Source organism: Paenilisteria portnoyi (assembly GCF_014322795.1).
Taxonomy (GTDB): domain Bacteria; phylum Bacillota; class Bacilli; order Lactobacillales; family Listeriaceae; genus Listeria_A; species Listeria_A portnoyi.
Window position 1 is genome coordinate 1 of the sequence record NZ_JAASTT010000015.1, and the last position, 24,421, is coordinate 24,421.

The 24,421-nt window shown below is 42.1% G+C and carries 17 protein-coding genes; 3 read left to right on the forward strand and 14 right to left on the reverse strand.

The window, feature by feature from the left end:
* Positions 1-68: 68 nt before the first annotated feature.
* From HCJ66_RS10655 to HCJ66_RS10680, 6 genes are all read right to left on the reverse strand, one after another.
* On the reverse strand, positions 69-239 hold the full coding sequence (locus HCJ66_RS10655; RefSeq protein WP_187133108.1) for a hypothetical protein: 171 nt from the start codon (positions 237-239) through the stop codon (positions 69-71).
* The gene (locus tag HCJ66_RS10660; protein ID WP_187133109.1) at positions 236-1,186 is read right to left on the reverse strand and encodes a dsDNA nuclease domain-containing protein; all 951 of its coding nucleotides are present in this window, start codon (positions 1,184-1,186) and stop codon (positions 236-238) included. The genes HCJ66_RS10655 and HCJ66_RS10660 overlap by 4 nt, the downstream gene beginning before the upstream one ends.
* A 376-nt stretch (positions 1,187-1,562) precedes the next feature.
* Positions 1,563-2,024, reverse strand: coding sequence for a DUF7878 domain-containing protein (locus HCJ66_RS10665; protein ID WP_187133110.1), 462 nt, complete (start codon positions 2,022-2,024; stop codon positions 1,563-1,565).
* Entirely contained in the window at positions 2,000-8,572 is a 6,573-nt protein-coding gene (locus HCJ66_RS10670; protein ID WP_187133111.1) for a DNRLRE domain-containing protein, read from the reverse strand. The genes HCJ66_RS10665 and HCJ66_RS10670 overlap by 25 nt, the downstream gene beginning before the upstream one ends.
* Before the next feature lie 1,114 nt (positions 8,573-9,686).
* Complete coding sequence (locus HCJ66_RS10675) at positions 9,687-10,862, reverse strand: hypothetical protein (RefSeq protein WP_187133112.1); 1,176 nt, start codon at positions 10,860-10,862, stop codon at positions 9,687-9,689.
* Between the two features lie 11 nt (positions 10,863-10,873).
* Positions 10,874-14,566, reverse strand: coding sequence for a DNRLRE domain-containing protein (locus HCJ66_RS10680; RefSeq protein WP_187133113.1), 3,693 nt, complete (start codon positions 14,564-14,566; stop codon positions 10,874-10,876).
* A gap of 552 nt (positions 14,567-15,118) precedes the next feature.
* Between HCJ66_RS10680 and HCJ66_RS10685 the strand changes: the two genes are divergently transcribed.
* The 3 genes from HCJ66_RS10685 (at position 15,119) to HCJ66_RS10695 (ending at position 19,077) form a co-directional block, all read left to right on the forward strand.
* Entirely contained in the window at positions 15,119-16,564 is a 1,446-nt protein-coding gene (locus HCJ66_RS10685; protein ID WP_187133114.1) for a glycoside hydrolase family 1 protein, read from the forward strand.
* 260 nt (positions 16,565-16,824) lie between these two features.
* The gene (locus tag HCJ66_RS10690) at positions 16,825-18,186 is read left to right on the forward strand and encodes a PTS sugar transporter subunit IIC (RefSeq protein ID WP_181676527.1); all 1,362 of its coding nucleotides are present in this window, start codon (positions 16,825-16,827) and stop codon (positions 18,184-18,186) included.
* A 12-nt stretch (positions 18,187-18,198) separates the two neighbouring features.
* Positions 18,199-19,077, forward strand: coding sequence for an ROK family protein (locus HCJ66_RS10695; protein ID WP_281384413.1), 879 nt, complete (start codon positions 18,199-18,201; stop codon positions 19,075-19,077).
* 43 nt (positions 19,078-19,120) lie between these two features.
* Here the strand turns inward: HCJ66_RS10695 and HCJ66_RS10700 are convergent, their stop codons facing one another.
* From HCJ66_RS10700 to HCJ66_RS10735, 8 genes are all read right to left on the reverse strand, one after another.
* Entirely contained in the window at positions 19,121-19,849 is a 729-nt protein-coding gene (locus HCJ66_RS10700; RefSeq protein ID WP_187133116.1) for a MurR/RpiR family transcriptional regulator, read from the reverse strand.
* A gap of 144 nt (positions 19,850-19,993) precedes the next feature.
* The gene (locus HCJ66_RS10705) at positions 19,994-20,419 is read right to left on the reverse strand and encodes an Asp23/Gls24 family envelope stress response protein (protein WP_246438640.1); all 426 of its coding nucleotides are present in this window, start codon (positions 20,417-20,419) and stop codon (positions 19,994-19,996) included.
* A 15-nt stretch (positions 20,420-20,434) separates the two neighbouring features.
* The gene (locus HCJ66_RS10710; protein ID WP_187133118.1) at positions 20,435-20,638 is read right to left on the reverse strand and encodes a DUF2273 domain-containing protein; all 204 of its coding nucleotides are present in this window, start codon (positions 20,636-20,638) and stop codon (positions 20,435-20,437) included.
* A 10-nt stretch (positions 20,639-20,648) separates the two neighbouring features.
* A complete protein-coding gene (amaP, locus tag HCJ66_RS10715) occupies positions 20,649-21,203 on the reverse strand; it encodes an alkaline shock response membrane anchor protein AmaP (protein WP_187133119.1) in 555 nt (184 codons plus the stop codon).
* A gap of 194 nt (positions 21,204-21,397) precedes the next feature.
* Positions 21,398-22,012 (reverse strand): NUDIX hydrolase, encoded by a 615-nt coding sequence (locus HCJ66_RS10720; RefSeq protein WP_187133120.1) that lies wholly within the window; start codon positions 22,010-22,012, stop codon positions 21,398-21,400.
* Between the two features lie 66 nt (positions 22,013-22,078).
* Positions 22,079-22,738, reverse strand: coding sequence for a DUF1129 family protein (locus HCJ66_RS10725; RefSeq protein WP_187133121.1), 660 nt, complete (start codon positions 22,736-22,738; stop codon positions 22,079-22,081).
* 77 nt (positions 22,739-22,815) lie between these two features.
* A complete protein-coding gene (locus HCJ66_RS10730) occupies positions 22,816-23,913 on the reverse strand; it encodes a hypothetical protein (RefSeq protein WP_187133122.1) in 1,098 nt (365 codons plus the stop codon).
* A 221-nt stretch (positions 23,914-24,134) separates the two neighbouring features.
* Complete coding sequence (locus tag HCJ66_RS10735) at positions 24,135-24,407, reverse strand: hypothetical protein (protein ID WP_187133123.1); 273 nt, start codon at positions 24,405-24,407, stop codon at positions 24,135-24,137.
* Between the last annotated feature and the right edge of the window lie 14 nt (positions 24,408-24,421).

The window sequence follows — 24,421 nt, forward strand, 5'->3', positions numbered from 1 at the left end:
TTCATTGAACAAATTCCTCCGATGTATTTGATATGTTTTATTCTATCATCTTTTGTCCAACTTTTATTCTACACCCATTGTTTTACATCAAAGCCTAATGTAAAATACATTGATTTTAATAGACTAGATTTCCCCTGAGTATTTCCTTCACTAACTATAAGATTGGTTCCATCACTAAATTCAAAATCCTGAGCCTCTTTATTTTTAAAATCAATAATTGAAAATGAATTTACAATCATAGTTGCTGTTCTCCCAACTCACAAAAACAATCAATTGCTAATGCAATAGAAAGCTCTGTGTCTATTCCCGTTTCTATGTCCATCATTAAACTTCTCAGATAGTCAATGGCACTCTTGTCATCAACAGAGTTCATAATGATATTAATATCGGCCTTTTGTTTAATTTGTTCTTTTAAACTTTGATATAATAAAGGAATGCCTAGCTTTATTTTTTTTACTTTATTTTTAACTATGGTATTACATGGATATCCATTCAATACCTCATCAAACATCTCCTTTTGTTGAACCGTTGCAAACACATGTTTCAAATACCTTCCGTCAATTTCTTTTCTTTTAAAGCTATCATCCGTCGTCATAATAATTTCGCTTTTTTGGTCTATCTCTAATGACAGTTCACCTAATACTAGCCTTGCTCGTTCATTAGTAACCAATAAATTTGCAGTAACCATTTCACCCTGTAGCCTGGTTATTGCGCTATTTAAATCATTCGTAAATGGCGTTATATAAACATACTGATTATTTAGTTTGTCCATTTGATCTTGATTTAAACCTAGCGACTCACTAAGTTCCACTTTTTGTTCCGAGGAAAAGCTGTGTATTATTGGAACCAAGGTTCCCGGCTGATCTTCTAATTTAGCTTTAGTAGTCTCGGCTAAATCCCAAAGAAAAATTTTACGCCTGTTTATTTTTGTACTTGGTAATAAATTTTTCTCAAGAATTGAAGGCTTTCCATTAGGCCTATATTTTAGCTTACCTAAGGTAATTTTTTTAGTACCTTTTACTTGGATATAATAAATTTTGTTATTCATATGAATTTCAAAATCTTCGTTTGATTCAGGAAAAACTTTAAAGTTTTTCCTAGTAAAATTATGAATCATTACAAGTATAATAGAAGCTTTTTGATAGTTAAAGCCTTTTATTGCAATTGCACCGCCATTATCAGCCATATGTATTCTACCTCCTAACACGTTCTATTGTTTAAATTCGATTACGTTATCTATAAAGTAACTTCTACAAAATGGTAACATATTCCGATTTATTTGTAAACGATTGCGCTACTGCTTCGGAATGATTACATCTCTTGTTACACGTAAAGAGATATACTCATTCACCGAATATTTTATTCTTGGCGCTGCACACTATAAACAATGTCAAAAAGTGTACTACAAACGTAACATGTTTCAAAATCCATTTTCGGATATTTTGAGACGTGATTTCCATTCTTATCTTAAAGTGTCAAAAAGCATGCTTTTTGACACTTTATAGAAAAGAGTAGGATATAGCCTCTTAAGTCTAATCCTACTCTCGATTATATCTCTACTCCTACATTTTCTTTATAGGTAGAAGTTCCTTATAATTCATATATTCTTCTCCAAACGTATGAATAATATCTTTTTCTATTTGTCCTGTAATTAAGGCGATATAATCCTTAAAATCATTTGTATCAAAAATTTCTTCTGAGTTATATTGCTGCCAAACAGAAAAAATTTGAAAGCCTGATGTTGTTAATTTAAAAGCGAGTAATGGGTTCTCTTCCGATTCCATACTCACGTATTCAAAACTAATTTTATGACCCTTTTCCCAATCGTATAACCACCTATCTAGATAACAATAAAATTCATATAAAGCTATCGGTTCTTCAAAGAATATTTGGTTATTGATCACAATATTAAGGTCTCCTTCTATATTCATTAACTGAGATGGAATGCTTTTTAAACCTTTTACAAAACTAAATTCAGAAGTGATTTGATAACTAATTTTTACTTTGCTGGATAAGCTGTCCATATTTTTCCATCATCTCCAAACACTATTTTTATTTTCTTTTCACCCTTACTACCTATTTTTTTCCCCATATTAACAATACCCACAAATGAACGATCCCCACTAGTATTATTATTTGTGATTGAAATATTTTTCTTGTTCAACCCTTCAGTTAGCCACTTTCTTACCTGCTTCTGACTGTCTGTATTGAATTTTGTATAGCGGCCTTTTGCCGATTTTAAATGTTTTTTTGATACAGAAAAATTTGCTACTTTTTTCTTAGCCGATTTCAAAGCCTGTTTTTTTGTAGGTAATTTTTTCTTAGACGATTTTTTAACCCATTTTTTTGTTTTTTGAACAATTGTTTTCCCATTCTTCAAGATAGTACGAATGACAGTTATCCAAATGTGCCCGTCTGGATCATAATTCATAATTGGATTATTATTAGCATAGTTATATCCATTCATAGAAATAGGATCATCGTCATCCCCTGGATTAGGATCTGAACTAATAAATACACCTTGTTTAGGTTCATAATAGCGCGCTATTAGATAGTACATGCCTACCTCTCTATCATAGGTATACCCTGCATAACCGAGCGTATTTTGCTTCGCTTCTTCTGTCAATTCTTGTGACTTTAGCACATTTCCCCATGCATCATAGCTATATTCCGCAACAACCTCGCCTGTATCATCTGTCATTGCTACAACATCCCCATGTGCATTATGATGGTAATACAGTGTTTTTCCGCCTATTTTCATGGCTAAACGTGTATCTCCATCACCATAAATGTATTGTCTCAATAATTCTCCAGAACCATTGGTTTCATATAAAACATTAATTGTGTCAGCATCATAATAATATTTTGTTGTCTCACCATTAACTGTTTTTGTAATCCGCCTATCTCTGTCATCATACTCATACGTTGCAAATGGTTTATTTTCTCCATTTTTAGCGATAGCTATCAATTGATCGGCTGTATTCCAGGTGTACATATAATTCTCATCAGATGTGCGATTTCCGTTGCTGTCATAGACTATCTTAGAACCATTCCAATCGATTAATTGGTTTCCACCATTATAACTCGCGTAACTCTCTTTCGTCTTACTAGAATCTATCACTTTAATACGATTTCCAAAACCATCATACGTATATTGTTTTGTCGTATCGTTTGGTAAAACTTCTTCCGTTAGCTGACCAATCGAATCATATTTATATTGGGTCCTACCATTATCAGAATCATTAATTGTTAGAAGTCTACCAGACTCGTCATAACCGTATCTTTCCTCAAGGATATGATTACCTAACTTATTCCCTGTTTGTATTTCAGTTATTTTTTGAGCGTTATCGTAATTAAAGTTACTAGTAACGCCATTCCCAGCAATATAGTTGCTAACATTACCATTTTCTCCATATTCCATAAAATAGTTACGGCTTCCATCGTGTACTTTTACATTTTGATTTAATTGATTATAAGTGTAGCTCACCTTGTTTTGATAAGAGTTTTGTATGGATGTAATTGTGCTTATCTTATTACTTGTCCCTTTAACTCCATTTTTCACAGTATCTTGATAGGTTCTTGTCACAATCCCATCTCGGTCTACTTGCTTTATTAACCGATCAGAGCTATCGTAATAACTTTCTTTTGATATTCCTATTATTTCATTAGTAACTTTCGTTTCATTTCCATTCAAATCTAATTGGTAGCTAAATGCTGTTTGATCATTCCACTTCACACCAACATTACGATCAACAGAATCATAGATGCTTTCAATCGTATCACCGTTTGGTTTTGTCACTTTGGTTTCGTTCGCATTCGCGTCGTATTCGTAGCTGATTTTGCGACCTAAGGCATCAGTTAGTTGGGTTACCTTGTTGTCGCTATCGTACACGTAGCTATTTTGCTGTTCTTCCCCATCTGCTGTGACGAATTTCTCGGTCGTATTGCCATTATCATCGTACTTGTAAGCTACCGCTGTTCCGTTCGCCAGCGTTGTTTTCGTCAATTGATTATCGACATTGTACTCCAATTGCTTCGTGTTACCTTTTTCATCGGTTTCCGTCAGTTTATTGCCATACACATCATACGTAAATGCCGTTTTCTGCTTCTCCTCATCGTACGATGCCGTCACATAATTCCCTGCGCTATCATATGTGTTCTCCGTCAACACTTCCCCATCAATCACACGCATATTATCAAACCACGCTTTACCTGTATGCTTCCCACGGAATAGCGTCCAGATTTTCAAACGCGTGATTGGTTTGTCCACGTTCACCGTCACCGCACTACGATTCCACTCATTCGTTCCAGTCGGGAATGGCGCGTAGAATGATTTCGTCACGCCGTCGCTCAATACCGCCTCAGCCAGAATCGCGTAATCGTTCGACAGCTTCTCGCCGCCCGCCGTATTCACCACGTTTTCCGATTTCGACATCGCTGTCACCGTCACGTTTTTCGCCGTCGTTTGGTTCAGCACGATTTCTTGCCCGTACTTGCTGTCCACGTCCGTCACCGCTGTGCGCACAATCCGCGCCGATGAACTGTCCGCGAAGCCTTCCGTGTCGTCAACCGCTAATTTATCCGCGCCCGCCGTCGAACCTCTCCACCAGCCAGTCGCCATCAATTCCGTGCCTTTTTCAAAACTACTGTTCAGCACAGGGTTAAAGTTCGCCGATGCCTCGCCTTTTTCGAGTTGTACATTATCAAACCACGCCGTTCCTGTCCCACCAGTGTCTTTATTTTGCTCCACTTCTAGGAAAATATAGGCTTTTGCGGTCGTTTTCGTGGTCTTAATCGTCAGCTGGCGTTTCGTCCAAGGACGGTTCGCTTTAATGTCACTGTAACGGTTACTCTGCCAACCATCGCCATCCGTCACGCGTTTGCCCGTCGCGTCGTGCAGCTCGACGTTAAAGAACACATTCGTATCCTTCATGTCGCTCGTCTTGATCAGCGCGCTCAGCGTATACGTCGAGTCTGGCTCTAGTTCCACGATCTGTTTCCCAGCCGTAAACCCGCGTCCTGTCGATTTCCCAGTGATTTTCAAGGAAGCCGCTCCGCTCACGCCGCCCGGTGCCGATGTTGTTTTGTCGATCGCTACCGTTCCCGTCGCCGTTTGGTACACTTGCGAGAACCATTCCGTCGCGACTAAATCCTTCTCAAAACTTGGATTCGCTAAAATATTAGTCGCCGTGCTTAGTTCTGCGGTTCCTTTAATCACATTTCCATATTTATCATACTGTGAAACCGTCGAGGTCGCGCCGCCAGATTGGTCTGTTTCCGACACCGCATCTGCATCATCGTAGGCTACCGTCGTTGTTTTATTCTCGGTATCCGTCATCGATGTCACGTCATTATTCTCATTATACGTATAATTCTCCGTCCCGTAAGGATCAGTCACCGACGTCACATTCCCGTCCGCGTCATACGTATACGTTTCTTCTTGCCCTTTTGGACTCACTTCTTTGATCAGGTTATTCGCCTCATAGCTCGTCGTCGTGCTCAACTTCAAGCCATCCGCGTCCACAATCACTTTCTCGGGATTTCCCGCCTGATTGTAGGTATAAACCGTCTTCTTGCCTTTCGCGTTCACCAGCGTCGCCTCACGCTTCTCAGGCGCATAGCTCAGCGTCGTCGCTTTCCCAACTGGATCCGTCACCTTCACCAGCTTCTTATCTGTGTACGCATACGTTGTTTGGTATGGCGTCGCTTCCGTGTGTTTCGGATCATAAATCGCTGTCAACAAGCCATCCGTGTAGCCATAACGATACGCCTTCCCGCGCGGTGTCGTCGATGCCGTCAATTGTTTCGCCGCATCATACGTAAACGTCACGTCCCGATTCTCCGGTCCTGTCACTTTCGAAATCTGCGCACCATTATAAGCCACGCTCACCTTCCGACCAGACGCATCCGTAATCCCCGTCAACTTCCCACTCGCGTAAGTATACATCAACACATTCCCATTCGGATCCTTCTCCGTCAAAAGTTGTCCCGCCACGTTAAACGCCACTTCCGATTTATCCTGCTCCACCATCAAAAAGCCCGTCGCCGTTTTCGTCAGTTCGCTATACACACCAGCAGGCGCCTCATACGTCGTGCCCGTTTTCATAAACAATTGCGTTTTATTATCCGATTCATACAACATGACATCGCCGTTCGCTTGTTCTGCGACGCGCGTTTCCAGTGTACTCGTCCAACCTTTTCCGAACAAGCCAACTTGGTCATTTTGACTGTTAAATGTTCGGCTAATATTAATGCTTGGCCCGCGTCCTTCCAGCTCGAAATCCGTCTCGCTGAACAAGAAATTCCCGTTCGTCGCGTTCACTTCGCCGCCAATCACCGGAATCGATGTCCAATAATCCACCATTCCCTGCTGTGAACCAACAAGCGGAATCGTCGCTTTGTACGTCCCAGAAATCGTGCTGGCACCTTGTTGTCCTGTCTTCGTATACGCCTTCACCCGGAAAGCATAATTTTTCAAATGGCCTAACGTTCCGCCAGAATTCGTATACACTGGCGAAGGATCTTGCGCTAATTCTGCGCCTTTTCCGTCCGTATGCAACGCCCAGCCACCAGCCGCAATCTCCGCTTGCGTTGGCCACAATCCTTTATGTTGCGTCGTCCACGATGTCTTATTCCCAACATCAAATTCGACATCCTTTTTCCCATCAAACATCGTCACGATATAACCTTCTGCATTCGCAACAGGCGCCCAGTTCACTTGCACATAACCGGTATTCGTGCCCGCCAAGTTCGCGTACGCTTTCCCGGTCGGTGCTGCTGGCGTCTCAATCGGCATGTACACATCCGTAATATCCGACGTCGGGCTATCCCCACCTGGGAACGTTGCTAAAACCCGAACGATGTATTTTTGCTGATTCCGTAACCCAAACGTACTGCCATACTGGAAACCATTTTCATAGAGTTCCCGCGGATCATTCGCAAATTCGGCACCTTTTCCGTCCGTGTGGAAATCAAATTCGCCTTCATCAATCTCCGCTTGTGTCGGGAAAATCCCCTTCCCTTTCGTTGACCACGACGTCACATTGCCGACTGGGATTTGCTCATAATTATACCCATTCGCTATAATCACTTTGTAACCTGTCGCGCCCGGCACCGCGTTCCACGTCAAATCCATGTAACCCGTGCCAGTTCCCGGTCCATTCGAATACGTTTTTGCGACCGCTTTCGCTGGTTTTGCATACGTATACGTCACTTCCAAATACGGTACATTGGTTCCCGTTTCCGTCGCCGTGAACTTTTTCCAAAAACCTTGCGTGTTTGTCGTATGCATCATGAAACCGTAGTTCACCCGCGTGCCCTGCGCCCATGCCTGCACCGTATCCTTCACGTTAAAACTAGCCCACTGCCCGCGTCCGACATTCGTTTCCGCAATGTTCGTCGCTGTCGGTTTCGTATTCCACGTCACCGCGCCCGGCGTCCAAGCACTCTTCACCTCATCCAATTTCACCAAGTTTGGCGTCGATGGATAGTAATGCCATTTCGCATACGCCTTAAACGTCGCCGATTCAATCGAAGCTTTCGCTAGTGACGACACATCCGGCTTGATATACGCGTAATTAATCCCCGTCGTGCCGTCATATTGACCAACCGACATTGTATACTCGCCTTGACCCGCGTCCCATAGCTTGCTTCCCGAATAATTCGTCGTTGGGTAAGCACTCGCAATATGCGCATCCGTCACCTTTTTCAGCTGCACACTCGGATCAATATAAACTGGGTACTCCCGATCCTCCGCCTTCAACCAGCCCGCATCCGCCACAACCTGCAGCGAATAAACCGTACTCGTCAACGCCTCCAGCTTGAATTCCACCGCATCTGAACTCACCGCGATGCCCGATTTATCATCGATTTTCGAGTCCGACATCACCGGCTTCGGCAATTCAAACACCACCGCGCCCTTGCGATTCGTAAAGCTGATCGAGCCGTCTTCCAATTGTTCCACTTTTAATTTCGTGTCCAATCGGAAATTATACCTATTGAATCCATTATATTCATTCACCACGATGTCTTCCTTCACAGACGTGTTAAAATGCAAATTCCGCAAATCCGTGTTCGGTAACACCTCTTTAAATCGCGCTTCATTGCCATCGACGCTAGCTTCCACGTCCGTCACAGCCGTTTTTTCGTTCTCGCCTTCTGCCGATTCAAAACCAAACGTAATCGCTTCGTTTCCCTCTCCAAAAGTACTGTATTTCCCTTTTTCCATCTTCGGTAGGAATTGCGCTTGAATCTCCGTCCGTTCCGCCTCAATGACATCCTCATCCGTCGTCACCAAGTCATTGGAAACCCGCTCCCACTCGCCATCTTCCTTCACATTGACCGGTTCCGTAAAAATCTGTTTCGTGAAAGAACCATTCTGATTATCAAAAACAAGCTCATTCTCCGTGCGTTCCTCAACCACTTCCACTGGCTTCGCTTCCGCCGTCGTTTTCGGTGTCGGTGCCGCATCCCCCTTTGTTTCCTCCGCGCGTGGTTCAAATGCTGGTAATGTTGAAACAACCAACGCAAAAACCAACCACACTAATAACCCCTTTTTCAGCCACGTCTTCATGCAAAAACTCCTCCGCTTTTTGTATTTTTTCTTACCATCTCTTTTTTTGGTGAGCGTTTTCACCAAACTACAAAGTAACATAATTAACCTTGGAAAACAATGCTTTTTTCGTTTTTTTCTAATAAATTATTTTTTTCTTGTTTTTCTAACTATGAATTTACTCAATTCAGCTACATCCCGCATAAACCACTCCAAAATGGCATCCCCACCTTTCTTGATCTCTTACCCATTATACGAACGTACGTTTGATTTGTAAATAGCAAAAGTCTCCCAACTTTGAAAAGCTGAACGGGCTCGTTCAGCTCCGAAAAAATTTGTTAGGGGCCACAGTGAAAACCCGCACTTGGTTTTTGCGGAGGGCCCGAAAATTTCGAGGAGCTAGCCCGTGAAGCTAGATCCATTGAAAAGCTGAGGAAGCCCGTTTAGCCTCGACAGAAATTGTTAGAGGGCGCAGTGAAAACCCTCATCTGGTTTTTGCGGAGGCCACGAAATTTCCGAGAGGCTGGCTAAACGAAAGGCAGTTTCATTACATTCAACTGCATATTGAGGTTCTAATAAAGCAAACGACGCTTTCTAAGAACCACAACAAAGCTGGATCCGAAGGCGCCAAACCAAAAACTACACATGATTAACCACCCAAACAAGCCAACACCACTTCAAATTCATAGCAATTTTATCACAAAAAATAGTCGAAAAATCGTTTTTGTCCTAAACGCTTGATTATTGATCCTGAACGCCGAAAATCGCCCTAAATATTAGCTATTATCTTTTCGCATGAAACAAATTCCCACTGATGGATTACCTGCTCGCTTCGCTCTCATGCATATTGAGGCTCTTTAAATTCACTAATCCTTATTTGCTTTACTAGTGGTTCTCTACTCAGCGTCATAAGAACCACTGTTTGTAACCCGTGCCAGTTCCCGGTCCATTCGATGTTTTTTTAACGTCATTTATTTCCAATGACAGACAATTCCATTTAAAAAATCCTCTCGATAATATAATTCAAATTGATTTTTGTGTTTTTATTACAAATCTACACGCCAAGTAAGGGCATCACTATTACTGTGTGCCCTTACTTTATAATTAAGTTTTCTACTAATTCTACCATACTAATCTATTGTGGCAGCCTCGTCCATTTAATAACTGACTCATCCCATATCAACATCGTGTTAAATAAACTCTCATCGTTTTTTCTAGTGATTACTGTCATTGAAGAAATGGGATTAGCAGAAGAGACGAAAAAATTATCTGGAAGTTTTTGTTGTATACTTTTATTCCAATAAATATCTCCATTTAAATCAATTTTGTAAGATGTTGTATTAGTAATTATCTCACCATTTAAGCTATACGCAGCCTTAGTATCCCCCTCATCTTTATTTATCAAATCTACTCCTTTTGAATCTGCATTAAAAAGATATAAACCTTTTGGGGGCGCATGGATGGTATATTTAAAAAATACCGTTTGCTTATCGCTAGTTGGCTTAATATGACCTAAAAACTGTTCTCCTAAATCATACTGTTCTATTTTTCTACTGTTGATGTCATAGGTCTTTATCAAAGCATTTTCTTCATACTTACGATTATCAATATACCATAATTTGTTCTCAGATAGTCCCAATTCATTATTTGGATAATTCACAGTCGTTATAGTATCAATTATACTTTGCTTACCACTTAAAAGATTATATGATTTTATTGTTCCCTTATAGTTACCTATAATCATAGTGTCTTTATCCTCACCTGTCCCGACCTCCTCCTGATTCTTAGTTGTATCATCCTCTATCCAATACACAGTATCTTCTCTAAGAATAAATGAATCAAAATATTTTTCATTACTATTCTTAAACCGATTTATAATCTTTTTTTTCTTTAAATCATAGACAACTAATGTACTTAAATAGTCTGTACTATTTTGATCTAACCAAACCAAATAATCCTCATTACCAGCCAGCGAAATCAATTCACCTTCCCCTAATCTATACTTCGAAGTGTATATTGGGGTGATTGAACCGCTTTTTTTATTCATTTCAAAAACTTTTCTTGAAGGGGAATCCTCCCCATTAGAAATTAATGTATATATGCTATCTTTATTATTTACAGCACTATAGAAAGACCCTTTTTTTGACATTTCATAGGAAACAAAATTTTTTGATTTCTCAATACTGACTTCAAGTTTTTTCTCCTTAACACTATCATTTTTTATCGTATATAAATACCCTATAACTAATACAATAGCTAGCGCAACTATACTGGTAACAGTGATAACGACGTGCTTCTTTCTTTTATTCATAATTATCTCCTTTAGTATACAAATACAGGATTAGGACTACTTATATTTTTTTGATACATCGCTTTTGTCAATGTATTATTCTGCCCCACTCCGGTCCCAATATTTTCCCACCATACCATGTTATGTTTAGAGTCTGTATTATATGCTTGGGCTTGATAAGTACCATTATATTTACGAACGCCACCAATAGTCAGATAATGACCAGCATTAGGATTTGTCTTTGCTGAGTACTTACTTAAATACAATTGATGCACTAAAACCATAGGAGCATTACTTTTTTGAGCTAAAACGCCATCCAAACGCGTTCTTATTTTATTAGCTGCTCCACTACCGAATTCTTTAATTGTTGCTGTTATATAAGGTGTCTTCGAGAAGCCATACGTGTTTTTATATCGATTTATTTGGACTGCCATATTCTGAGAAGTTGTTTTCCCATAATAATAAGAATAACCCATTTGGACACCAAAATTATTTTGAATCGCCTTAACATCTACACTTCTCTTCTTATACATATGATAACTTAGAGCTTGTGCCAAATTAGCCGGTCCACACCAGTGGCTATATTTTTGTTTTACTAGCTTAATACCTGCAATAGATGAACGTAATGTAGGTTCTCCATCTGGGTATAGTAAATCTCGCTCTTCTACTAATTTTTCTAACTCTGCATCCTTTGCATCCGATATCTCTTTATCATATTCAGAATATTTATCAACAACCTTCTCCATCTCAACTGATTCGTTTAAACCGTAATTTTCTCCTGCCGTAGCAAATAATCTAGACTCCGATTTTTCTGCTTTAACTATATCTTTCGTACGTTCTTCCTCTACCTCTGGATCAATAAACTTCGTATAATTATCTTCATCTATTGCTTCTTGCGCATTTTGACTATCTAAATAATCTATCAAATAGTCGGACATGTACAGATAGTCTGCTCTTTCTGCCAAGCCAGCATCTATTTCTTCAAAAACTTGTGCTTTCACAAAATCTTTGAACTCCTGAGAATCCAACTTCATATTAAGTCCCTTTTTTTCTAAATATTTTAACAAGAAGTCTTGTACTTCTTGCTTTGTAGAAAGGTAAGATAACTCTTGCTCAGTAGGTATGGATGGCTTATACACATTAGAAATTTCACTACCATTACGTTCCCCATCATTTACATAGGCCTGCACTCGGAACCAATAATTCGTTGCTTCTCCATATAAAACACTGCCAGCATTTTTGTATACTGGTGAAGGATTTTTTGCTAATTCCTCTCCTCTTCCATCTGTATGTATATCCGCTTGACCTAATGAAACCTCTTCCTTAGTAGGCCAGATACCTTTATCTTTACTCGTCCAAGAACGTTCCTCTCCCACATCGAAATAGATGTTCTTTTTTCCATCAAAGATAGTAACCTTATAGCCATCTGCCCCTTCTATTTCATCCCAATCTAAAGTAACATATCCACTCTCTGCTCCTTCAGCGTTAGCATATGCTTCCCCAGTCGGTGGAACAGGCGTCGCAAGTGGCATATACGAATTAGTAATGTCGGATGTTGGACCATCTCCCCATGGATAAACTGCTAATATACGCACGATGTATTTTTCTTGGTCTCGTAGTCCAAACGTACTTCCTGCTTGATAACCATTCTCATACAGTGCTCGAGGATCATTTGCAAACTCTTCACCTGTACCATCTTTATGAAACTTATACAGACCATTATCTATCTCTTCTTGTGTTGGAAATATTTTCTTTCCCTTAGTGGACCAATTTGTCACATTTCCAGTATTGAAGTATTCATAATTATAACCATTTCCAATGACAATTCTATAATCAACTGCGCCTGGTACCGCTTGCCAAGAAATATCCATGTATCCCGTTTCGGTTCCAGCACCACTTGAATAAGATTGGATAGTTGACTTCTCTGGCTTTGCTGGTGTAGCTTCTGGTGGCATGTACGCATCCGTTATATCCGATGTTGGACCATCTCCGCCCGGGTAAATAGCTAAAATACGCACTATATATTTAGTTTGGTTGCGAAGTCCGAATGTACTCCCTGCTTTAAAACCATTCTCATACAGTGCACGTGGATCATTCGCAAATTCTGTTCCTTTACCATCCTTGTGGAATGTGTACAGACCCTTGTCGATTTCCGCTTTCGTCGGGAAAATCCCTTTGCCTTTTGTCGTCCAAGATGTCACATTGCCTACCGCAAACTGCTCGTAGTTATAACCGTTTCCGATAATGACTTTGTAGCCTGTCGCTCCTGGTACCTTGTTCCATGTTAGGTTCATAGCGCCAGTACCTGTCCCGACACCATTTGATACAGTCTTAATTATTGCTTTTTCTGGTTTATCATATGTGTACGTGACTTCCAAATAAGGAACATTCGTACCGGTTTCCGTCGCCGTGAACTTTTTCCAATGATCTTGTTGGTTAATCGTATGCATCATGAAGCCTTTGTTTGGACGGGCACCAGTTGTCCAGGCGCGGACAGAACTTGTCACATCAAAGCTCGCCCATTGATTTCGGCCAATATCGACCGAACCGACATTAAAAGTGGTTGGCCGATTATTCCAGGTCACACCTGTTGTTGTCCAATCACCTGTGACTTCTTCTAATTTCACTGGATTTTTGGCTGTCGATGAATGATGCCAAACAGCGTACGCTTTAAACGTTGCGGACTCGATCGTTGCATTCGCTAAAGAGCTTGTGTCTGGTTTGATATACGCGTAGTTGAATCCTGTTGTATCGTCATAACGTCCGACTTTTAACACGTATTGATTTAAAGCAGCATCCCATAGTTTGCTTCCTGAATAATTAGTTGTTGGTGTGACACTAGAAATACCAGCATCCACCACTTTTTTCAATTGAACACTTGGATCAATGTATACAGGGTACACGCGATTCGTATCTTTTAACCAAGCTTCATCTGCCGTCAATGTGATTTCATAGGTGGTATCATTCATTTCCTTTAACTCAAAGTCTACATTTTCTGACTCTGTCGCATTCCCTATATTGGGATGAATTTTGGAATCTGTCATGACTGGTTTTGGCAATGTATAATGTACACTTCCTGTTGTATCTTCAAACACAATGGAGCCATCTGCTATTTGTTTAGCAGCGAGTAACGTGTTTACTTGGAACGTATACTTATTACGGCCTGTATATTCTTGTAATACAATGTCCTCCTTGACGGATGTGTTAAACGTTAAGTTCCGCAAATCAGTTTGGGGAAAGACATTGCTATATCGTATTTCATTTGCTTCTGTTTTCGCTATTGCTTTTTGCACAACCATAGTGCCATTTTCACCTGACGCTGACACAAGCGAGAATGTTACCGCTTGATTTCCTTCGCTGAACACACTATATTTCCCTTGTTCCATCGTTGGTAAAAAGGCTGCTTGAATTTCCGTTCTTTCTGGTTCAATAATTTTAGTCGTTTTAGTCACGTCATTAGAGATAGACTCCCATTCGCCATCTTCCTTCACGTGAATCGGTTCCATGTAGATTTCTTTGGTAAATGAGCCGTCTTGATTATCGTACACAATCTCATTTTCTGTTCGTTCTTCTACAACTTCTACAGGCTTCGCTTCCGTCGTTTTCAGTGTTGGTGCCATATCTCCCTTTGTTTCCTCCGCGAGTGGTTCAAATGCCGGTAATGTTGAAATCACCAATGCAAATGCTAACCACACTAATAGTCCCTTTTTTAGCCACGTCTTCATGCAAAAACTCCTCTGCTTCTTTGTATTTTTATACTTTTTTTCTTTAGTGAACATTTTCACCAAATTCTAAGGTAACATATTTAACCTTGGAACTCAATACCATTTTTCGCTTTTTTCTAATAAATTATTTTTTTCATGCTTTTCTAACTATAAATCTATTCAATCCCGCTATACCAAGCTTCCATCAAGCCGAAATGGCATCACCACCTGTCTTGATTTCTTATCCACTATACAAACATTCGTTCTTATCGTAAACACTAAAAGTCTCCCAAGTTGAGATTGACACTTTCAATATTAATGTAAATTTTAGCACAAAAAATAGTCGAAAAACCGTTTCAGTCCTAAACGCTCGTTTTTCGATCCTGAACGCCTAATTCTTCCTCGTAAGGAACACCATGTTTCACGCATGAAACATATTCCAACTCACTGAAACATCAACCCAATTCCCCAATTCATATTTACATTCCACCCGAAACCGTTTACATTTAAATCATACAGAAAGCCTGCAACACCGCTTTCTAATCAAGCTCGATAATTTTCCGGAGGTGCATTATGCAACACAAAACGTTAAAACCATTCCCAAAAGATTTTCTTTGGGGCTCGGCGTCCGCGGCTTATCAGGTCGAAGGTGCTTGGGACACAGAGGGTAAAGGCCCGTCTGTCTGGGATGAATTTGTCCGCATTCCTGGCAAAACTTTTAAAGGTACGAATGGCGATGTGGCAGTCGATCACTATCACCGCTTTAAGGAAGACGTTGCGCTGATGGCTGAACAAGGTCTGAAAGCTTACCGCTTCTCGATTGCGTGGAGTCGTATTTTCCCGAAAGGCCACGGCGAAGCGAACGAAGCTGGTCTCGCGTTTTATGACGCACTGGTTGATGAACTCGTAGCAAACAACATTACGCCTGTCATCACGCTTTACCATTGGGATATCCCGCAAGCCATTCAAGACGAGTACGGTGGCTGGGAATCGCGTCGTATTATCCAAGATTTCACCGACTACGCCGAGGTTTGCTTCAAGCGCTACGGCGATCGCGTCAAATACTGGGTTACGCTGAACGAACAGAACGTTTTCATCTCGCACGGCTACAAATTGGCGCTACACCCGCCCGGCCTAACTGACGACAAACGGATGTACCAAGCCAATCACATCGCCAATCTTTCCAACGCATCAGCTATCGCAAAATTCCGCGAACTAGGCATGGACGGTAAAATCGGTCCTAGTTTTGCCTACGGACCTAATTATGCGATCGACGGCAAGCCTGAAAACGCGCTAGCGGCTGATAACAGCGAGGAATTCAACGCGCATCTCTGGATGGACGTTTACACGTGGGGCGAATACCCGATCGCGGTTTGGAATTGGCTCGAAGAAAATGGCTTCGCACCAGACTTAGAACCAGGCGATACCGAACTTCTCAAAAAAGGAAAACCAGATTTCATGGGTGTCAATTACTACCGCACGATGACGAACGCGGCGAACCCGCTAGATGGCGTGGGCGTTGGTAAAATGAACACTACGGGTGAAAAAGGCTCCACACAAGAAAGCGGACTTCCTGGCGTTTACCGTCACGTGAATAATCCATATCTTGAAAAAACGAACTGGGATTGGGATATCGATCCGACCGGTCTTCGCGTTGGCCTTCGCCGTATCGCAAGTCGTTACCGTTTACCGATACTTATTACTGAGAACGGGCTCGGCGAATATGATACATTAGAAGAAGGCAACGAAATCCATGACGAGTACCGCATCGACTACATTCGCGCCCATTCCATTGCGATTCAAGAAGCAATTACCGATGGCGTGGAAATGCTCGGCTACTGCACATGGTCATTCACAGATCTACTCAGCTGGCTCAACGGCTATCAAAAACGTTACGGCTTCGTTTACGTCGACCGCGATGAAAATGATGAAAAAGAGCTAGCACGCTATAAAAAAGACAGTTTCTACTGGTATAAAAAGACGATTGAAGAAAATGGGGCAAATTTGATTAAAGAGTAAAGTTAGGGAGTCAAGTTTGCGAAACGTATCTATGGTGGGTTTCGTGGACTTGATTAATAGTTAATTAAAGAAAGCGTTAACAAGGGGTTGTGTCATGTGGGGCGTCGAGTTCGTCGCCTCCGGATCCAGCTTCAGAAGCCAGACCCTCGAAATTTTCGTGGCCTTCGCAAAAGTCAAAAGAGGACTTTTACTGCGCCCCCTAACAAATTTTTTCGGGTCTAACGGGCTTCTTCAGCTTTTCAAATTGGGAGGTTCATTTTATGAGTTTAATGACAAAGTTCGAACATGGTATGGAGAAAGCACTTGTACCCGTTGCCAACAAATTGAATTCACAGCGGCATATTGCTGCCATTCGTGACGCATTTATTTTAGTTTTCCCTTTAATCATGGCAGGGTCGATTATCCTTTTAATCAACTTCGCAGTGCTTAGTCCAGATGGTTTTATCGCTAAAATCCTATTTCTAGGTAAGATTTTCCCGAATCTCGCGGACGCTCAGGCTATTTTCGCGCCGGTTCTGCAAGGTTCAACCAATATTATGGCCATACTTATCACTTTTTTAGTAGCACGAAATCTCGCTATCTTTTTCCAGCAGGATGATCTTTTATGCGGTTTAACAGCAATCGGCGCGTTTTTCATCATCTACACGCCATACCTTGTTGTCGAAAACCAAGCGTACATGACTACCAAATTCCTAGGAGCGCAAGGCCTGTTCGTAGCGCTAATCGTTGGTATTATTACTGGGGAAGTTTTCAGCCGTCTTGCACGCGCACCGAGACTGACCATCAAAATGCCAGCCCAAGTGCCGCCAGCCGTTTCTCGTTCTTTCAAAGTTTTGATTCCCGTTATTCTTGTGATGATCTTGTTCTCCGTTTTGAACTATCTAATCACTTTAATAGCTCCAGAAGGCTTGCATGACCTCGTTTACACGGTTATTCAATCGCCACTAAAAGACATGGGTACGAATATTTATTCTGTCCTATTGCTTGGCTTTATTTCCAACTTACTATGGGTTCTCGGGATTCATGGTCCAAACACGATTGCAGCGATCCGCGATACCATTTTCACAGAACCTAACTTGGCAAACTTGAACTATGTAGCACAGCACGGTTCCGCATGGGGCGCGCCTTACCCAACAACTTGGGCAGGTCTAAATGACGCTTTTGCGAACTATGGTGGTTCTGGAATGACGCTCGGTCTTCTGATCGCGATTTTCTTCGCTTCCAAACGTGCCGATCACCGCGATATCGCGAAACTATCGATTGCACCAGGCTTGTTCAACATTAACGAACCAGTTATTTTCGGTCTTCCAATCGTGCTGAATCCGATTATGGTGATTCCGTTCATCTTTGTCCCAGCCATCAACACGCTAATCGGTTACTTCTTCATCCACTTCAAAATTATCCCGCCAGTCGCGTATCAAGTGCCTTGGACAACACCGGGGCCACTGATTCCGTTCCTTGGTACCGGAGGAAATTGGCTCGCACTGCTCGTCGGACTACTCTGTTTGGCCGTCGCAACCATTTGTTACCTACCATTCGTACTCGTATCCAATAAAGTAGCCGCGAGTGATGCACAAATGGACGCAAACGCAACGGAATCCGCAACAGCAACTGAAAAATAGGAGTTGACTAATTTGAAAAACCTGGCAGCATTTGATATCGGCGGAACAACCTTGAAAATGGGCGTTGTTTCGAGTGAAGGCGATATTCTCCAACACGAAAAAATGACAATCCCTGATTTTGACGGCGAACTGATATTAGCAGGGATTTCAGAGTATACGAAAAAACACGATGTGGCGGGCGTTGCAATCAGCGCGCCCGGCTACATCAATCCCAAAACCGGCTTTATCACGATGGGTGGCGCAATCCGTGCCTTCGATAATTTTCCCATTCGCGAATACTTAGAAGAAAAAACCGGCCTTCCAGTCACCGTTGAAAATGACGCCAATTGCGTAGCCTTATGCGAAAAATGGCTCGGTGGCGCGCAAGACGTGGATAATTTTCTCTGCATGACAATCGGAACAGGCATCGGCGGCGGCATCTTCATTGATGGCAAACTATATAGCGGCTCCCGGTTCCGCGCCGGGGAATTCGGCTACCTATTTAGCGATCGACCTGGCAGCTATGAACCCGGCAACTACACGATGAACCAAACCACCACGCTGCTCGTTTTACGTCGTCAATACGCAGCCCACACAGGCAAAAGTCTAAACGAAGTCACCGGTGAAGAAATTTTCGCTGCTTACGACGCACGCGAACCCATCGCTGAGAAGCTAATCCACGACTTCTACACTGGACTTTGCACTGGCCTCTACAACCTGATTTACTGCTTCGATCCGAGTCACATTTTCATTGGCGGCGGCATCACAGACCGGCCGACGTTCCTTGACGAGCTCAAACACCACATGGCCTTCTTCGGCCTCCGTGACACCGAACTCGAACTCGTCTCACACAAAAACCAAGCCGGCTTGCTCGGCGCAGTATATCATCATTTGCTGTTAACAGAAATCTAAAAATAAGGCGGAAAACTCATAGTTCGGAGTTTTCCGCCTTATTTCATACTTGATGCCTATTATACGTCTTCTTCGCCATCGCCTCCAGCAAAAACAAAACCGGAATCTGCGTCGTAATGTTCGTCTCATGGATCATTTCCTTTGTTACAAAATATGGAATATTCACATCCGACAAGCCTGCCAACGTATTTTTGCTAGAATTCGTAATGCTAATAATCTTACTCCCATACTGCTTCATATTCTGCGCCTGCAAAATAACTTGTGGCGTTTCCCCAGAAACCGACAAAATCACCATCACCGCATTATCAAACTGCTGCGCCGCATTCGGATAAAACGGGTCCTTGATGTAAAACGTCCGCTTCTGCAAATTCGAGAAAAAGCGCGAGCCATATTCCGCGAGAATCCCCGACGTCCCAATCCCCACAAAAACGACCAACTGCGCGTCATCAATAATGTCCACAGCCTTATCCAAGCTTACATCATAATCCCGTCGCAATGTCCGCTCAAAAAACTCCTCCAAAACCTCAATCGTGTCCGCCGTCTTCGTTCTGACCTTCTCCTTCGACGCCTGTTTCAACTGCACCTTAAACTCCGAAAAACCATCATAACCAAGCTTCCTCGTAAAGCGAACAATCGAAGCCGCCGATACATGCGTCTCATCCGCCAACTCCCGAACCCGCATGTACATCACTTTATCCGGATTATCCATTATGTATCTGTATAAATGCAACTCTGTCTCAGTAAATTTGCTCACTATCTCATAAGGAAACATTCGCTATACGCCCTTTCTAATAAAGGTTTCACGAATTTATTATGTCATATTCCTCACCGAAAAGCTACCCGATCACAATATTTCCCGGGAAATAATCAAAAAATGCGCAACCTCCGAAATCGAAAGTCACGCATCCATCCTTATTTAATTCACACGACCAGGCGCTTCCACAACCTCCGCCTTCATCTCACTTTCAAACTCACGCTTGGTCTTCACATCACTCACATTTAGATTTACCTCAACAACTTTCAAACCAGTCATTTTAGCAATCGCCGCCTCAATCTTAACTACCGTTTCCTCAAAAATAGCAGGGATACTCTTGCCATATTCGACAGTAGCCACGAGATCAATCGCCACTTGCTTTTCGCCAACTTCGACATTAATACCTTTCGTAATGTCGCCCTTCGCTTTGAATTTATCCGTCAAGCCACTAATAAAACCGCCCTCTAAAGCCAGAATACCATCCACCTCGTTTGCAGCGATACCAGTGATTTTTTTAATAACTTGATCATCAAAAGTTAGTGAATTTTTGCGTACTTCAACCTCATTTGTTTTTGTAGCTTCTACCATTTCAATCATCCTCTCCTATTTAGTAAAAAATTTCAACCAATCATTAAAATCCAATTGCCCATCTTTCCATTTGCCAATCAAAAAACCAATTCCCGCAATAAGTAGTATTAACAACGTATATCCGAAACCAATCGTCATAAACAAAATAGCGATAATGAGTCCTACAATGACACCAATTATACGCCATTTATACGGTTGCAAAAGCTCTGGTAAATTCATTGTATCCCTCCTAAATCACACGCGCATGACTACTTTTAGCCTCACGCTTATTTGTTTTATGAATCTTGATATCCGCCTCAACCAACTCAATCTCTAACATATCTTTCAGTTTCTCTTCAATTTTACTCTGCAAATCAGCCCCATTTGTCTGAAGCCTCGACGTTTGAATAGCATCTCCCATCACAAAGACCTTCACTGCCTTTTTACGATTAAATAATTTCGCAGACACCACAGGATTTCGCAACATATTCTCCTCCACGACAACATACATCACCGTCGATTCAATCGTTTTGCTCGTAATCTCTATATCACCATATTTCGTTGGCAACACAATCGACCGCTCTCTCGTTTTCGTCAAAAGTCCGATGAAAAAGAACATGAAGAAAATGACAAACATAAGAATACCGACAAATATCGCGACATTAGAAAACCACATTTTCTCCTGATATTCCGTCACAACATCCGAAAATACACCTAATTGATAAGCCATTCCCGCAAAAACAGCACTTCCGACCATCCCAACCAGACCAACAATGACAAAAAGTACCTTCGCTAGACCATTCATCGTAAACCTCCCTTCTGTTTTGTAAACTAAGTATGAAATAGTAACCGATTTCACCTCACAAATTAAAATAACAAGTACACCGTCCAGAACATAGAATTTCTATGATTTTCCTAACAATAATACCCCAGTATAATTTTATATAGTAGAAACCCGTCTATGTGACTATATCCTTAAACCCCGCATTTGAAACATAATTACAAAATATTCCGCAGCTCCATCGCACGCACTAACTTTCCATAATAATCATTTTCCTCCAATGTAAACTGGCGCATCCCCAGCACCTCATTCACAATCTCAACTCCTGCATCGCGCAACTTAAATCCCTCCACACGAAGCCCATCCGATTCTCCTTTAAAAAATGACCGGAACTCCTGCAAATCTGCCGTCACCATGCCGCCAACCTCTTCCTCCTGTAACCTGAAATCCGCCAAATTCCCCGCAAACTTATACAAAAACACATGGCAAAACTCCCGATCCACAAATCCCGGCGAAACATAGCTCGTGGCAATCACACCAAGCGGTACCAACTCATCAAAAGCCACATCGACACCAAGCTCCTCCTTCACCTCACGAATCCCATCCAAAACCGTCTCGTCTTCCGTCAAATGCCCCGCCGCTGTAATATCATATAGCCCCGCAAAATCCTTTTTCCGCTCACTTCGGAATTGAATAAAAATCCGCGTCAAGTCCGCCGACACAAACCAACAATGAAATGTCTCATGCCATAGACCCTTATGATGCACATCATCCCGACTCGCCGTCCCGATTTGCTGGTGCTCCAAATTAAATATCTTCAGTTTTTCTACCATTATAATCATCCTTTCTATCAAAAAATGCTGCTCCTAATTAAGAAACAGCATCAACATCATTATCATCTATAAATTCGGTATATTTTTCTTTCTCTTCAAGTAGAAGCGTAATGCCAATAGCGCCACACCAACAATCACAGTCGGATATGGATCTAACGCAATATTCCATTTCGCCGGAACAACCACCTGTACAACCGTCATAATCGTCATCCACACAAGAATAACAACCATCGCGATCGCGAGATACTTCCACGTTCCACCTTTTTCACCTTGACGCATGGCACCCGCATATTTACGCAGTACCATCATCGCTCCACCACCGACAAGGAATGTCACGAATAGCACGGCCAAACCAAGTGTCTGCCCTTGGAAAATCGCGCTCACACCACTAATCAGCATCATCGCTCCAAGTACGAGCAACCCACCATCCAGTGCAATCCACCATTTCCCAGCTACTTCACCAGTTGGCGCTGCTTTCACAGTCAAAGCCTTCACATATTCCGTAGGCGTTACGTCGAATAATTTCCGAGCCGTCACACCTTGTTTTTGATTCTCAAGTACCTTTTCCGTCATTTCATAAATCAAATTCGCTTGCTGCTCCTCACCATATTGCCCCGTTTCGCGAAGATGCTTCTCCACTTCCAGAACATATTGCAAGTTACGCTTCGTCAAATTCGCCTTCATCTCGCCAATCTCAGGCTTCACTGTTTCTGCTTCTGTTGTCACCGATAAAATCCTCCCTCAAACATACTACCTCTATTATAACCCAATATACTTCCCAGTAGAAATATATTTATGAAAAATTACAAACGTTTCCCGTAAGTAAATCGAATTCCCACAATCACAGAAGCCATCATGCTTACACCAAATACCGCCAAAAACCCAACAAAACCAGCCGTTCCAGACAGTTTCACAAAATCCTGAACCATATTCGCCACGAACATCCCAATCAAAATCGCTGCAACCCCAATTCCCCATGCCCGCATTTTCGGGAAAACAAATAATCTCCCATTCGTTTCAAGTGACTCGCGCTCTGCAACAACACCCACGAAAACAAGCGCTCCAACCAATAATCCCACTTGCAAAATAAGTGGTCCATAAGCTGGCCGAATGAATCCCAACGGCTCCAAAATCCGACAAAAATCGCTCCAATACGACAAATCACCCGAGGCACCTTTTTGTACGAACGTCTCGATATGAGCCACAAACGCCAAAATAGTACCTGGTAACAACACCAATCCCGCCGTAGCAAGAATACCACCCAGCGGAGAACCAATCACATATCCCACAACAATCGGCAGCAAGAACAACAACAAATACGCCAGCCAACTCCCCAGCACGTCCATAATTAATTTTTGGTGGTGAAAATCAACAAACTCTGCTGGCACCTGGGACGTAAAGTACCACACACCCAACCCCAAACTCACAAAATAACTCACCGTGATGACCGCGAAACCAAGCAACACCTTCACGCCAAGAATCGCTTTCTTAGAATAAGGCATCACCGCCGTAAAATGATTCCCACGCGTATATCGCTCCAAAATCACCGAACATATCCCCAGAATCACGGCCAGCACAAGCGTCAACGTAAACGGCACACTCACCGTAAAACTAAAGAAAAAATATGTATACTGATCCACTTTGTTCGACAACTTCGTCTCATACGCCAAGTAACGCACCGTCAAATCATCCCGAATCTCCTGCTTCGTCATCGCAAAATCCGGATCAAGCTCCTGCTCCACCTGGAAATCCTCCGACTTATAATGCGCCTGACTCTTATTCCAAGCATCCGACTCATTCACCAATCCCACAAAAAAAGCTAACAAAAACACCAGAAAAACAAGCGGAACAACCCACCTGATTCCCCGCCATTCCTTATACCACAGTCCCTTTTGCCACATAAAAACCCTCCTATCTCCGAACCCATGCATTTCTATAAAATACCATATAACAAATAAATAAGCACCCAATAAACGATCCGATACTTATAATTAATAAACTTATTAGCGTTGGAACCTCCACTGCCCCTCCACCAATCCAAAAATTAGTAATCGAAACCGCACTTGAAATGCGCAAATACGAGAACACCAACACCTTCTCATTGTTCTCAATCGAATATCGCTTATAGAAAAATACCGAACCCGCTCCAAACAAAATAAGCAAAATCATCCGTAAACCGATCACCAGGAAAACCCTGCGTAAAATAGCTAAGCGTCAACATCGTCTTCACATCATCCGGAGACATTTTTGCATCGCCAGCTGCTTGTTGCTCTTTTTGAAACGCATCCGACTGATAATAATCATACCTCGTTTGCCAAGTCTCCATATCCGAGTATAACCCACCCGTTTGCGCATAAACAAATAACAACATCAGAATAACTACAATCCATCTCACGCCTCGCCATTCCT

Excerpts from the sequence above, each read along its gene's own strand:
- HCJ66_RS10655 (WP_187133108.1), bottom strand. The coding sequence starts at position 239 with ATGATTGTAAATTCATTTTCAATTATTGATTTTAAAAATAAAGAGGCT.
- HCJ66_RS10660 (WP_187133109.1), bottom strand. The coding sequence starts at position 1,186 with ATGGCTGATAATGGCGGTGCAATTGCAATAAAAGGCTTTAACTATCAA.
- HCJ66_RS10665 (WP_187133110.1), bottom strand. The coding sequence starts at position 2,024 with ATGGACAGCTTATCCAGCAAAGTAAAAATTAGTTATCAAATCACTTCT.
- HCJ66_RS10670 (WP_187133111.1), bottom strand. The coding sequence starts at position 8,572 with ATGAAGACGTGGCTGAAAAAGGGGTTATTAGTGTGGTTGGTTTTTGCG.
- HCJ66_RS10675 (WP_187133112.1), bottom strand. The coding sequence starts at position 10,862 with ATGAATAAAAGAAAGAAGCACGTCGTTATCACTGTTACCAGTATAGTT.
- HCJ66_RS10680 (WP_187133113.1), bottom strand. The coding sequence starts at position 14,566 with ATGAAGACGTGGCTAAAAAAGGGACTATTAGTGTGGTTAGCATTTGCA.
- HCJ66_RS10685 (WP_187133114.1), top strand. The coding sequence starts at position 15,119 with ATGCAACACAAAACGTTAAAACCATTCCCAAAAGATTTTCTTTGGGGC.
- HCJ66_RS10690 (WP_181676527.1), top strand. The coding sequence starts at position 16,825 with ATGAGTTTAATGACAAAGTTCGAACATGGTATGGAGAAAGCACTTGTA.
- HCJ66_RS10700 (WP_187133116.1), bottom strand. The coding sequence starts at position 19,849 with ATGTTTCCTTATGAGATAGTGAGCAAATTTACTGAGACAGAGTTGCAT.
- HCJ66_RS10705 (WP_246438640.1), bottom strand. The coding sequence starts at position 20,419 with ATGGTAGAAGCTACAAAAACAAATGAGGTTGAAGTACGCAAAAATTCA.
- HCJ66_RS10710 (WP_187133118.1), bottom strand. The coding sequence starts at position 20,638 with ATGAATTTACCAGAGCTTTTGCAACCGTATAAATGGCGTATAATTGGT.
- amaP (WP_187133119.1), bottom strand. The coding sequence starts at position 21,203 with ATGAATGGTCTAGCGAAGGTACTTTTTGTCATTGTTGGTCTGGTTGGG.
- HCJ66_RS10720 (WP_187133120.1), bottom strand. The coding sequence starts at position 22,012 with ATGGTAGAAAAACTGAAGATATTTAATTTGGAGCACCAGCAAATCGGG.
- HCJ66_RS10730 (WP_187133122.1), bottom strand. The coding sequence starts at position 23,913 with ATGTGGCAAAAGGGACTGTGGTATAAGGAATGGCGGGGAATCAGGTGG.